The organism is Pseudomonas sp. NY15463, assembly GCF_048068415.1.
In the GTDB taxonomy this organism is placed as follows: Bacteria; Pseudomonadota; Gammaproteobacteria; order Pseudomonadales; family Pseudomonadaceae; genus Aquipseudomonas; species Aquipseudomonas mosselii_C.
Map to the genome: position 1 here is coordinate 418005 of NZ_JBLUQD010000002.1, position 12716 is coordinate 430720.

Consider the following 12716-nt stretch of genomic DNA (forward strand, 5'->3'; position numbering starts at 1 on the left):
CTTAATGCCTGCTGTACTAGGGCTGCCATGCAGCCCTGGCGATCAGTGATCCAGCGCCTGCTGCAACGCCACCCCGGCCCCCAACAACCCGGAAAATTCAGCGGTAACCAGCCATACCGGCACCCCGGCAAAATAGCCACTCATGCAGCCTTTTTCGGCGAAGCTTGCTGCAAAACCGCTGCTGAGGAACAGTTCGGCAAAACGCGGAATCACCCCACCGACGATATAGACCCCACCGCGCGCGCCCAGGGTGAGCACATTGTTGCCCGCCACCCGCCCGAGGAAACGGCAGAACTGCTCGATCACCGCCAGCGCCTGGGGCTCGTTCGCCAGGGCCGCATCGGTGATCTGCGCCGGGGTCTTGTGAATCGGGTGATGACCGTCCAGCGCACACAGGGCCTGATACAAGCGCACCAAGCCGCCGCCGCTGAGCACGGTCTCGGCACTGACATGGCCGATCTGGCGATGAATGTGCTGGTGGATCGCGGCCTCGCGGGCATTACCCACCGGCAGGTCAACATGCCCGCCCTCGCCGGGTAGCGCCATCCAGCGTTGTTCGCCCAGGCGCAGCAGGCTGCCCACCCCCAAGCCGGTGCCCGGGCCGATCACCAGCGCCGGGCGTGCCGGATCGGCCTGGCCTGGGCACACTTCGCGGTACTCGCCCGCGTCCAGGCGGGTCATGCCCAGGGCCATGGCGGTGAAATCGTTGATCAGCAGCAGCTGCTGTACCTGCAATGCCTGGCAGAACGCCGTGCGGCTCAGGCGCCAGTGGTTGTTGGTGAAACGGAACTCATCGCCCTCCACCGGCCCCGCCACCGCCAGGCATACTGCCGCCAGGCCGCCGCGGCTGATGTGCTGGTCCGCCAGATACGCCTCGATGGCCTGCTCGGGGCTGGTGTAGTCGGCGGTGGCGAACACCTGCACCGCCTCCAGCCGGTTGTCCCGCCAAAGGGCGAAGCGGGCATTGGTCCCGCCGATATCTCCGACCAGCAAAGCCTTCATTCGAGGGTCTCCAACGCCGAGGTGAAGGCGCTCGCGCCCTTTTCCGCCGGACTGAACGCCACACGCATGAAGCCGAACAGCTCGCGCCCGCACCCCAGGTCGTTCCCTGTAGGCGGGGTGGGCAGCTCACGGCTGGCCAGCTCTTCGGCCGAGACCATGACCCGCAGCGTGCCTTCGACACCATCGACACGCACGATATCACCATCGCGCACACGTGCCAGCGGCCCACCGTCGAAAGCTTCCGGGCAGACGTGGATGGCCGCCGGGATCTTGCCCGAGGCACCCGACATGCGCCCGTCGGTGACCAGCGCCACCTTGAAACCGCGGTCTTGCAGCACACCGAGGAACGGCGTGAGCTTGTGCAGCTCGGGCATACCGTTGCAGCGCGGTCCCTGGAAGCGCACCACCGCAACGAAGTCGCGCTCCAGCTCGCCGGCCTTGAACGCATCGGCCAGCGACTGCTGGTCGTGGAACACCCGTGCCGGGGCCTCTACGACTCGGTGCTCCAGTGCCACGGCAGACACTTTCATCACCCCGCGCCCCAGGTTGCCTTCCATCACCCGCAGTCCACCTTCGACCGAGAAAGGCCGCGCCACCGGGCGCAAGATGTTTTCGTCCAAGCTCTGGGTCGGGCCTTCGCGCCATACCAGCTGGCCGTCGTCGAGGAACGGCTCCTGGGTGTAGCGGCGCAGCCCAGGGCCGGCCACGGTATTGACGTCCTCGTGCAACAGCCCGGCGTCGAGCAGCTCGCGAATGAGCAACGCCATGCCACCGCAGGCCTGGAAGTGGTTGATGTCGGCTTTGCCGTTGGGGTAGACGTGGGACAGTGTCGGCACCACTTCGGAGAGGTCGGCCATGTCTTGCCAGGTAAGCTGGATGCCGGCGGCCTGCGCGATGGCCGGTAGGTGCAGGGTGTGGTTGGTCGAACCGCCCGTGGCGTGCAGTGCGACCACGGCGTTGACCAAGGCTTTTTCGTCGACGATCTCGCCAATTGGCATGAAGCTGCCGCTGGCCTTGGTCATGCGCGTGACTTGGCGCGCCGCTTCGGCGGTCAGCGCATCACGCAACGGTGTGTACGGATTGACGAACGAGGCTCCCGGCAAATGCAGGCCCATCACCTCGGTCACCAGTTGGTTGGTGTTGGCGGTGCCGTAGAACGTGCAGGTGCCGGGGCTGTGGTAGCTCTTCATTTCCGACTCGAGCAGTTGCTCACGGGTGGCCTTGCCCTCGGCATAGCGCTGCCGTACGTCGGCCTTCTCTTTGTTGGAAATGCCCGAGACCATCGGCCCGCCAGGCACGAACACGGTCGGCAGGTGACCAAAGCGCAGCGCGCCCATCATCAGGCCAGGGACGATCTTGTCGCAGATGCCGAGCATCAGCGCACCGTCGAACATGTTATGCGACAGGGCGATGGCGGTGGACATGGCGATCACTTCACGGCTGGCGATGGCCAGCTCCATACCCGGCTCGCCCTGGGTCACGCCGTCGCACATGGCTGGCACGCCCCCGGCGAACTGGCCGACCGAGCCGACTTCGCGCAGCGCCTGCTTGATCTGGTCCGGGAAATGCACATAGGGCTGGTGCGCCGAGAGCATGTCGTTATAGGCCGAGACGATGGCCACGTTGGCGGCGTTCATCAGGCGCAAGGTCTGCTTGTCCTCGCCGCCGCAGCCGGCCACGCCATGGGCGAAGTTGGCGCATTGCAGGCTGGCGCGCATGGGGCCGTCACTGGCCGCGCCACGGATCAGCTCAAGGTAGCGTTCACGGGTGCGGCGGCTGCGGGCGATCAGCCGTTCGGTGACCTCAAGGATGCGCGGGTGCATGTACTGGACTCCAGGCTAACGGTAAGGGTGGCTTGCGGCATTTCCCCTCCAAACGATTGCGGCCTAGGCTCATGTGAAGGGCGCTGAGGGCAAGCGTGGAGCGGCTTTCCGACCACTCGTTGTAGATTTAACAAAATACTGCCACTAAAAAGGCTTGTTTTCTATCCGACAGTGAATAATCTTGTAATTCCAATAACAAAACCGTTTCAGTGAAGCTGCTCTTTGTGCCACAGGCTTCACCCGACTGCCAGAGGTAACGCCATGACCCTTCGCATCGCCATCAATGGATTCGGCCGTATCGGGCGCAATGTCCTGCGCGCACTGTACACGCAAGGCTATCGTCAGGACCTGCAGGTCGTCGCCATCAACGACCTGGGCGACAGCACGATGAACGCCCACTTGCTCAAGTACGACAGCGTCCACGGTATATTCGACGCCAACGTCGAGGCCGACCATGAAAGCCTCACCGTCAATGGCGATAGAATCGCCGTCAGCGCCATTCGCAACCCGGCCGAGCTGCCCTGGAAGGCCCTGGCGATCGATGTGGTGTTCGAGTGCACGGGCTTGTTCACCGAGCGCGCCAAGGCAGCCGCACACCTGAGCGCAGGCGCGGGCAAGGTGATCATCAGCGCACCGGCCAAAGGCGCCGACGCAACGGTGGTGTATGGGGTCAACCATGACGTGCTGCGCGCCTCGCATCAGGTCATCTCCAACGCCTCATGCACCACCAACTGCCTGGCGCCCGTGGCCCAGGTGCTGCACCGCGAGTTCGGCATCGAACAAGGCTTGATGACCACCATCCACGCCTATACCAACGACCAGGTGCTTACCGACGTCTACCACGGCGACCCCTACCGCGCCCGCTCGGCCACCCAATCCATGATACCCAGCAAGACCGGCGCGGCCGAAGCGGTGGGACTGGTGCTGCCGGAACTGGCCGGCAAGCTGACCGGCATGGCAGTGCGTGTACCGGTGATCAACGTGTCGCTGGTGGACCTGACGGTCAATCTCAAGCGTGAGGTGTCCGCCGAGGCGGTCAACCAGGCGTTCCTCGAGGCCAGCCGCCACTCGCCGGTGCTCGGTTACAACGCCCTGCCACTGGTGTCGTGCGACTTCAATCACAATCCGCTGTCGTCGATCTTCGACGCCAACCACACCCGCGCCAACGGGCGCATGCTCAAGGTGCTGGCCTGGTACGACAACGAGTGGGGCTTCTCCAACCGCATGCTGGACAGCTGCCTGGCACTGTTGCGCGCCAAGTAACAGGGCGCTTGAACATCATGCGACTGACTTGAATATTGCCGGGGCCGCCCTGCGGCCCGTTGCGGCGTCCCGGCAAGCCTCTGCACAGCCCAATCTTTACCTGACGGTGACATTTGCGCGCTTGACCTTGAGCATTGATGATAAGCATTATCATTCTCTTCTCAGTCCACCAGGTTTCTTCGTGAGTCAGTCCCGGTTCAATTCCGTCTTCCTCAACCAGCGCCTGAGCCTGCTGCGCACGCTGCAGCGCATGGTGGGCAACCCGAGCACCGCCGAGGACCTGTTGCAGGAGACCTACCTGCGGGTCACCCGTGCCTTGGGCGAACGCCCCATCGAGCACCTCGAACCGTTCGTTTTCCAGACCGCACGCAACCTCGCCCTGGACCATCTGCGCGCCCGTCGGGTGCAAGCGCGCACCTTGGTCGACGATGTACCCGAGCAGGTCCTGCACAACGTCGCGGCGCCTGTGGGCAACAGTGAGGACGCAGCCCACGCCGAGCAGTTGCTCAGGCACTTGAGCGCAAGTCTTGGCCAGTTGACCGAACGCCAGCAACGCATCTTCATCCAGAGCCGCTTGCACGGCGCCAGCTACCTGGAAATCGCCGAACAACTGCAAGTCTCGGCAAGCACGGTGCAAAAGGAATTGAAACTGATCATGGCCATTTGCATGGGCGTGGCCGATCGTCACCAGTGACTCGGCAACTGGCCGCGACGGCGCGCAAAGCCCTTGCCTTGCACCGGGCCAGCGCTGATCATGCGCAAGAAATCGCCCCAAGGACTCCCCGTGACCGACCTGCCTTCCTCGCGCCCGACACCCGCCGAGCCTGACGCCCGCGCTCGTGCTCGCGAAGAGGCGATGGACTGGCTGATCCGCCTGCAATGCGCCAGCGCGCAGGACACCGCAGCCTTCGAACAATGGCTGGGCGCGGCTGCGCAAAACGCCGAGGCGTATATCGAAGTCGAGGCGCTGTGGAACGGGGCAGCGTTGCGCCATGCCGCCAGCACCCTGCACGTGGTCCGCCGCCGCTCCCTGGGCGGGCGCCTGCGCAGCCACTGGAAACCCCTGGCCACCGCCGCCGTGCTGCTGGTCGGGCTGTTCACCTTCGGCAACCTGCCGGTGCGCCTGCAAGCCGACCACCTGACCGTGGTCGGCGAGCGCCAGCGCCTGGAGCTGAACAGCGGCGCCAAGGTGCTGCTCAACACCAACTCGGCGTTCGCCAGCGATGTGCGCGATGGGCACCAGGTTGCCCGGCTGCTGCAGGGCGAGGCGTATTTCCAGGTCGCTGGCAGCGACCACACGCCGCTGGAGGTCCAGGCCGGCCCCCTGCGCGCCAGCGTGCGCGACACCGATTTTGCCGTGCGCTACCTGGACGGCGAGGCACAAGTGCGGGTGCAGCGCGGCGATGTCGATGTCCTGGCCGCCACCGACCAGCGCATCCGCCTCAGCGCAGGCGAGAGCATCAGCCTAGGCCCCAAGGGCTTTGGCCCACGTCAACGCCCGGACCTGCGCCAGGACCTGGCCTGGATCGACGGCCGCCTGGTATTCGAGAACTGCCCGTTGAGCCAGGTCCTGGCCGAAGTCCGCCGTTACTACCCCGGCTGGATCATCAACCGCAACACCGCCCTCGAACAGGTTGCAGTCACCGGTAACTACCGCCTGGATCAACCCCTGGAGACGCTACGCGCGCTGGCGCACATCACCTCCGCGCAGCTACACGAGTACCCCGCCCTGGTCATCCTGAACTGACCGACAGTTTTTTTACGCGAATCGCACACCCCATCCGTCTCGTTATAGCCAATACGATTGATTCTCGTTCGAAACTTCGAAACCGAGAACAGCCACTGCCTATAACCTTGCGCGACAGGGAGCGCTTTCGATGTCCTCAGGTCCTTTCCGCCCCTCCATTTCTTCCCGCCGTTGCGGCCCTTTGTCCCTGCTGACCCTGGCGCTACTCGCCAGCGCCGGCAGCCTGCCGGCGCTGGCCATGGAACCGGCCCAGGCGAGCAGTCCGCGGATGGGCGACTACCGCTTCGCCATTGCCCAGCAGCCGCTGGTGCAAGCCATCAACGCGTTCAGTCAGGTCACCGGCTGGCAGGTCGGTTTCAGCGCCGAACTGGCCGAGGGCATCGCCTCGCCGGGCGTGCAAGGTTCGCTGACGGCGGAGGCCGCCCTACAGCGCCTGCTGCACGGCACCGGGCTGCGCTATCGCACGATCGGTAATGGCAACGTGGTGCTGGAGCGCCAAGCCGCTGGCAACGCCATCGCCTTGCAACAGATGACCGTCAGCGCCACCCGCAACGCCCAGGACATCAGCCAGGTACCCAGTACCGTCAGCGTACAAAGCCGCGAGCAGCTCGACCGGCAGAACGTCAACAGCATCAAGGAACTGGTGCGCTACGAACCAGGCGTGTCGGTGGGCGGTGTAGGCCAGCGTAGTGGCCTGAATGGCTACAACATCCGCGGTATCGACGGCGAGCGCATCCTGACCCAGGTCGATGGGGTTTCGATCCCGGATAGCTTCTTCTACGGCCCCTTCGCCCAGACCCAGCGCAACTATGTCGACCCTGAAATCGTCAAGCGCGTCGAGATCCTGCGCGGCCCGGCCTCGGTGCTGTACGGCAGCAACGCCATTGGCGGTGCGGTCAGCTACTTCACCCTCGACCCCGAGGACATCATCAAGCCCGGCAAGGATGTCGGCGCGCGCCTGAAGACCGGCTACAGCTCCGCCGACGAAAGCTGGCTGACCTCCGCCACCGTCGCCGGCCGCCAGGGCGACTTCGACGGCCTGCTGCACCTGAGCCAGCGCAATGGCCACGAGACCGAGTCGTACGGCGAAACCGGCGGCACCGGCCTTGCCCGCACCCAGGCCAACCCCGAGGACGTACGCACCACCAACGTGCTGGCCAAGCTGGGTTGGAACTACGCCGACGACGCCCGCCTGGGCTTCACCTACGAACGCTACAAGGATGACCGCGACCAGAACCTGCTCAGCGTTGTCGGCGGGCCGTTCGGCAACGGTGTCGGCGTGGGCATGTACAAGGCGCGCAGCGGCAACGACAGCGTCACCCGCGAGCGCTTCGGCATCAACCACGAATTCGGCCTGGAATCGTCGGTGGCCGACCACGTGAAGTGGAGCTTGAACTACCAGATCGCCAAGACCGATCAGTACACCGAAGAGGTGTATTCGCCCTTCACTCGCACCGTACTGCGCACCCGCGATACCACCTACAAGGATCGCCAATGGGTGCTCGACGCGCAGTTCGACAAAGCGTTCAGCATCGGCGCCACCGATCACACATTGACCTATGGCACCACCGTCAAGCATGAGAAGGTCACCGGCACCCGCAGCGGTACCGGCACGTGCCTGGCCGTGGGCATCGGCTGCCCGAGTGTGGGCGCCAACCGGCCGACCGATGGCCAGGCGCTGGTCAGCGACTTCCCCGATCCAACCATCGACACCTACAGCCTGTTCGTGCAGGACGAGATCCGCTGGAACAACTGGACCTTCCTGCCTGGCGCGCGCTACGACTACACCAAGCTCGACCCGACATTCACCGACGCCTTCCTGCGCGGCGCGGCAGCCAACGGCGGCACCCTGGACGATCTGGATGATTCGGCCAAGAAGTGGCACCGCGTCTCACCCAAGTTCGGTGTGACCTACGCCTTCAACGACCACTACACCTGGTACGGCCAGTACGCCGAAGGTTTCCGCACGCCAACCGCCAAGTCGATGTACGGCCGCTTCGAGAACTCCACTGTCGGCTACAGCGTCAAGCCCAACCCAGGCCTTGAGCCGGAGAAGAGCAAGAGCTACGAAACCGGCCTGCGCGGCAACTTCGAGAGCGGCAACTTCGATGTGGCGGTGTTCTACAACAAGTACCGCGACTTCATCAACGAAGACGCCGTGCAATCGGCCAACCTGACCTCGACCTTCCAAGCCAGCAACATCAAGCGCGCGACCATCAAAGGTGCCGAGTTCAAGGGTCGCCTGAACCTCGACGCCTTCGGTGCTGCGCCAGGCTTGTACACCCAGGGCTCGCTGGCCTATGCCCACGGTCGCAACGACGACAACGGGCAGCCGTTGAACAGCGTCAACCCGCTGACCGCAGTGCTCGGCCTGGGCTACGAGCAGCAGCACTACGGCGGTTTGCTGAGCTGGACTCTGGTCAAGCGCAAGAACCGTGTCGACGACACCACCTTCTTTGCCCCCGACGGCACCAGTTCGCAGTTCAAGACCCCAGGCTATGGTGTGCTGGACCTGACTGGCTTCTACAAGGTGACCGACGACATCACCGTCAATGCTGGCCTGTACAACCTGACCGACAAGCGATACTGGCAGTGGGATGACGTACGCGGCTACGACGCCATCGGCGAAGCCGGTGCCACCCAGCCGGCCAACCTGGACCGCCTGACCATGCCAGGGCGCAACTTCGCCATCAACGTGGTGTGGGATATCTGATCCGATCACGCTTGCGCCCTCGCGGGAGCGGCCTCGCCCCGCGATGCGGCGCCTGGCGCAGGTGTTTTTTTACGCTCCTGCGCCGCCTTCTTCGTCTTGTCACTAGACGCCCTCACCACTCAAGGACTTCTCATGAGCGATCGCCCAGCCCTGCGCTCCCAGCGCCTGAACCAGGTTACCCACGCCCCGCATACCGCGCTGGACGCCCTGGTCAAATCCCACAAACCGTTCGACAGCCGCGAAGCCTTCGCTCGTTTCGTGGTCGCCCAGTACCTGTTCCAATCCGAGCTGCAAGCGCTTTACAACGACCCGCAACTGATCGCCCTGGTGCCTGACCTGGCCGCCCGCTGCCGCGCCGAACAGGCCCGCCTGGACCTGAGCGACCTCGACACCGAAGTACCCGCGCCGATCCCCGGCGCACTGCAAGCGCCGAGCCTGGGTGAAGCGCTGGGCTGGATCTTCGTCTCAGAAGGCTCCAAACTGGGTGCTGCCTTCCTGATCAAGCGCGCCGTGGCCCTGGGCTTGTCCGATAACTTTGGCGCCCGTCACCTTGGCGAGCCGGCCGGTGGCCGTGCCGAAGGCTGGAAGCAGTTCACCCGTATGCTCGACAGCCTGGCGCTGTCGCCGGCCGAAGACGCCGCCGCCGAACGCGGCGCAGTCGCAGCCTTCGAGCGCTTCACCGAACTGCTCAAGCATGCCTACGCGGCCGACGCCGCGCTGGCCTGACACGCGTTACCCGGTCGCCTGCGGGCGACCGCACCGTTTGCAGTGAGACCATGACCCAAATCGCCCGCTCCAAGCTGTCCCGCCTACTTTACGCGATCCTCGCCTACGTGAGTTTGGGCATTGGCCTGGTGGCCATCGTCATCCCAGGGCTGCCGACCACCGAGTTCATCCTGCTCGCGGCCTGGGCAGCCACCCGCAGTTCGCCGCGCCTGTCAGCCTGGCTCGAACAGCACCGATTGTTCGGGCCGATCCTGCACAACTGGCGTAACGGTAAGGTGATCCAGCGCCGCGCCAAGCTCAGCGCGACCCTCAGCATGCTGCTGTGCGCAGGCCTGATGCTGAGCGTCCTCGATCACCACTGGCCGGTGTTCCTGGCCATCGCCGGGATGACCTTGGGCAACCTGTGGATCTGGTCGCGCCCCGAGCGCCCGCGCACTGGGGTGACGTCGAACGGCAACGACGCCAGGGTTGCACCCGCGAAGAAGCTGTACTGCAATGGAGCCACCCAGGAGGATCCTGCATGCAGACATTGCTCACCCCCATCGCCCAGGCCCTGAACCTCGATACCGACGCCGTGCGCTGGCAAGGTATCGGCGCGCTGCCCTCGGCGTTCGCCGTCACCGAGCTTGCCGCGGCCAGCATCGCGGCCTGTGGCCTGGCCCTGGCGCACCTGCTCGAAGCCCCGCTGGAACGCTGTCCGCTGGTACGCGTCGACCGCCGCCTGGCCTCGTGCTGGTTCGCCAGCAGCCTGCGCCCACAAGGCTGGGCGCCACCGCCGGTATGGGACGCCATTGCAGGTGACTATGCCGCGCGCGACGGCTGGATTCGCCTGCACACCAATGCACCGCATCACCGCGCCGCTGCCTTGCAGGTACTCGGCTGCCAGGCTCAGCGCGAAAGCGTGGCAAAGCAGGTCGCGCAGTGGGACGCCGATACCTTGGAGAGCGCCGTGGTGGCCGCTGGCGGCTGCGCGGCACGTATGCGCAACGAGCTGGACTGGTGCGAGCACCCCCAAGGCCGGGCGGTCGGTGCCGAGTCGCTGGTGCTGCGCGACACGTTTACCGCCGTGCCACTGGCCTGGCACGGCAGCGAGACACGGCCATTGGCCGGCATCAAGGTACTCGACCTGACCCGCATCCTCGCCGGCCCCATCGCCACACGCCTGCTGGCAGGCTTTGGAGCGCAGGTGCTGCGTATCGACCCACCCGAGTGGAACGAGCCCGCGGCCGTCGCCGAAGTCACCCTGGGCAAACGCTGCGCCCGCCTGGACCTGCGCAGTAGCGAAGGCCAGGCTATCTTCCAGGCTTTGCTCGCCGACACCGACATACTGGTGCATGGCTACCGCGCCGACGCTCTGGAGCGCCTCGGGCTGGGCGCTGCGCAGCGTCGCCTGCTCAACCCTGGGCTGATCGATATCAGCCTGAACGCCTATGGCTGGAGCGGCCCATGGCAGAACCGTCGCGGCTTCGACAGCCTGGTGCAGATGAGCAGCGGTATCGCCCACGCAGGTCAGCGCTGGCAACAAACCGAGCGCCCCGTACCGCTGCCGGTGCAGGCACTGGATCACGCCACCGGCTACCTGATGGCCGCCGAGGCGATCCGCGCGCTGGGTGAGCGGCTGCGCAGTGGCCAGAGCTGCCGAGCGCGGCTGTCACTGGCGCGCACTGCGCGGTTGCTGGTCGAGCGCGGCACGGTGGAAGAAGACCTGCCGTTGGCCGCCGAGTCGGCGGATGACATCGACCCGTCGCTCGAACATACGCCCTGGGGCCCTGCACATCGGCTCAAGGGGCCGTTGAAGGTCGGCGAGGCGCTGATGGCGTGGGACCACGGGGCTTGCGAGCTGGGCTCAAGCAAGCCCAGTTGGTAACACCCGCCTTGTGTAGGAGCGGCCCATTCGCGGCGCAAGGCCGCTCCTACACGGGGCAACGTTTTGCGCAATCCTAGGGATCAGAGGCTCAAAATCCCCGCGTGCAAGGCATAAGCCGCAACCCCGGCGCCCAGCAGCACGGCAGCGAAGATCAGCGTCTCCCATCCCGTGAACAGCCGCTGCCCCTGCTCATGCTTGGCCCGCGCGAACAAAATCACCCCCGGCGCATACAACAATGCCGACAGCAACACGTACTTGAGTCCGCCGGCATACAGCAGCCAGATCGCATAGACCAGCGCAATCATCGCCACCAGCAAGTCCTTGCGCCGCACGCCCGCCTGGCCCTGGTAAGTCTCACCGCGCAGCGCCAGCAGCATCGCGTAGGCCGCCGACCAGAAGTACGGCACCAGAATCATCGACGAGGCTAGGTAGATCAAGCTGGTGTAGGTGCTTGCCGCAAACAGCGTAATCAGCAAGAAAGCCTGGATCATCGTGTTAGTCAGCCACAACGCGTTGGCCGGCACATGCCTAGCGTTTTCCCGAGCCAGGAAGCGCGGCATGGTGCCGTCGCGAGCCGTGGCGAACAGGATCTCGGCGCACAGCAGCGCCCACGACAGCAACGCCCCCAGCAACGACACCGCAAGCCCCAGGCTGATCAGCAAAGCGCCCCACGGCCCGACGATATGCTCCAGCACCGAGGCCAGCGAGGGATTCTGCAAACCCGCCAGTTGCAGCTGGGTCATCACGCCCAGCGACAGCACGTTGACCAACACCAACAACGCCAGCACCCCGAGAAAACCAATCAGCGTGGCCTTGCCAACATCCGCGCGGCGCTGCGCCCGGCCCGAATACACACTGGCCCCCTCGATACCGATGAACACGAACACCGTCACCAGCATCATGTTGCGTACCTGCTCCAGCACACTGCCCAACCGTGGGTTGGCGAAACCCCAGACATCCTGGGTGAAGATGTCGGCGCGAAAGGCGAACGCGGCGATCACGATGAACATCAGCAGCGGCACCACCTTGGCCACGGTGGTCACTAGGTTGATGAACGCAGCCTCCTTGATGCCGCGCAGCACCAGAACGTGCACTGCCCACAGCAGCAGCGACGCACAGCCGATGGCCAACGGCGTGTTGCCTTGGCCAAATGCCGGGAAGTAGAACCCCAGGGTGCTGAACAGCAGCACGAAATACCCGACGTTGCCCATCCAGGCGCTGATCCAGTAGCCCCAGGCCGAGGAAAACCCCATGTACTCACCGAAGCCTGCCTTGGCATAGGCGTACACCCCAGAGTCCAGTTCAGGTTTGCGATTGGCCAGGGTCTGGAACACGAAGGCCAGCGCCAGCATACCCACGGCGGTGATCGCCCAGCCGATCAGCACGGCGCCGACTTCGGCACGCGCTGCCATGTTCTGCGGCAACGAAAAGATCCCGCCACCGATCATCGACCCCACCACCAAGGCAACCAGCGCGCCAAGGCGCAGTTTCTGTCCGGGTTCGCTCATCGCCCCTCCTCTGTGGGTATGCCCGCCACGGCGAAACAGGCCACAACAGCGTTTGAATGTAACCGTT

At 64.9% G+C, this 12716-nt stretch carries 9 protein-coding genes and 1 pseudogene; 7 read left to right on the forward strand and 3 right to left on the reverse strand.

Annotated features, from left to right (window positions below; genetic code table 11):
* Positions 1 to 42 precede the first annotated feature (42 nt).
* A complete protein-coding gene (locus ACNFIC_RS06120) occupies positions 43 to 1002 on the reverse strand; it encodes a glucokinase (RefSeq protein WP_138218788.1) in 960 nt (319 codons plus the stop codon).
* Complete coding sequence (gene edd / locus ACNFIC_RS06125; protein WP_138218789.1) at positions 999 to 2825, reverse strand: phosphogluconate dehydratase; 1827 nt, start codon at positions 2823 to 2825, stop codon at positions 999 to 1001. Before edd ends, ACNFIC_RS06120 begins: the two co-directional genes overlap by 4 nt.
* Before the next feature lie 261 nt (positions 2826 to 3086).
* Between edd and gap the strand changes: the two genes are divergently transcribed.
* The 7 genes and pseudogenes from gap to ACNFIC_RS06160 all read left to right on the forward strand — a co-directional run bounded on the left by gap (position 3087) and on the right by ACNFIC_RS06160 (position 11141).
* On the forward strand, positions 3087 to 4088 hold the full coding sequence (gap, locus tag ACNFIC_RS06130; RefSeq protein ID WP_138218790.1) for a type I glyceraldehyde-3-phosphate dehydrogenase: 1002 nt from the start codon (positions 3087 to 3089) through the stop codon (positions 4086 to 4088).
* Positions 4089 to 4269: 181 nt separating this feature from the next.
* Positions 4270 to 4782: an RNA polymerase sigma factor gene (locus ACNFIC_RS06135; protein WP_138218791.1), complete on the forward strand. Its 513-nt coding sequence runs from the start codon at positions 4270 to 4272 to the stop codon at positions 4780 to 4782.
* Positions 4783 to 4872: 90 nt separating this feature from the next.
* Positions 4873 to 5835, forward strand: a complete 963-nt coding sequence (locus ACNFIC_RS06140) for a FecR family protein (RefSeq protein WP_416780356.1) — start codon at positions 4873 to 4875, stop codon at positions 5833 to 5835.
* Between the two features lie 130 nt (positions 5836 to 5965).
* On the forward strand, positions 5966 to 8548 hold the full coding sequence (locus tag ACNFIC_RS06145; RefSeq protein WP_416780358.1) for a TonB-dependent receptor: 2583 nt from the start codon (positions 5966 to 5968) through the stop codon (positions 8546 to 8548).
* A gap of 132 nt (positions 8549 to 8680) precedes the next feature.
* Positions 8681 to 9274, forward strand: a complete 594-nt coding sequence (locus tag ACNFIC_RS06150; protein WP_138218794.1) for a biliverdin-producing heme oxygenase — start codon at positions 8681 to 8683, stop codon at positions 9272 to 9274.
* A 50-nt stretch (positions 9275 to 9324) separates the two neighbouring features.
* A pseudogene (locus ACNFIC_RS06155) lies at positions 9325 to 9720 on the forward strand (YbaN family protein); the annotation flags it as partial.
* A gap of 74 nt (positions 9721 to 9794) precedes the next feature.
* Positions 9795 to 11141: a CoA transferase gene (locus tag ACNFIC_RS06160; RefSeq protein WP_416780360.1), complete on the forward strand. Its 1347-nt coding sequence runs from the start codon at positions 9795 to 9797 to the stop codon at positions 11139 to 11141.
* Between the two features lie 80 nt (positions 11142 to 11221).
* Here ACNFIC_RS06160 and arcD read toward each other — a convergent pair whose 3' ends face one another.
* Entirely contained in the window at positions 11222 to 12649 is a 1428-nt protein-coding gene (arcD, locus tag ACNFIC_RS06165; RefSeq protein ID WP_138218796.1) for an arginine-ornithine antiporter, read from the reverse strand.
* Positions 12650 to 12716 lie beyond the last annotated feature (67 nt).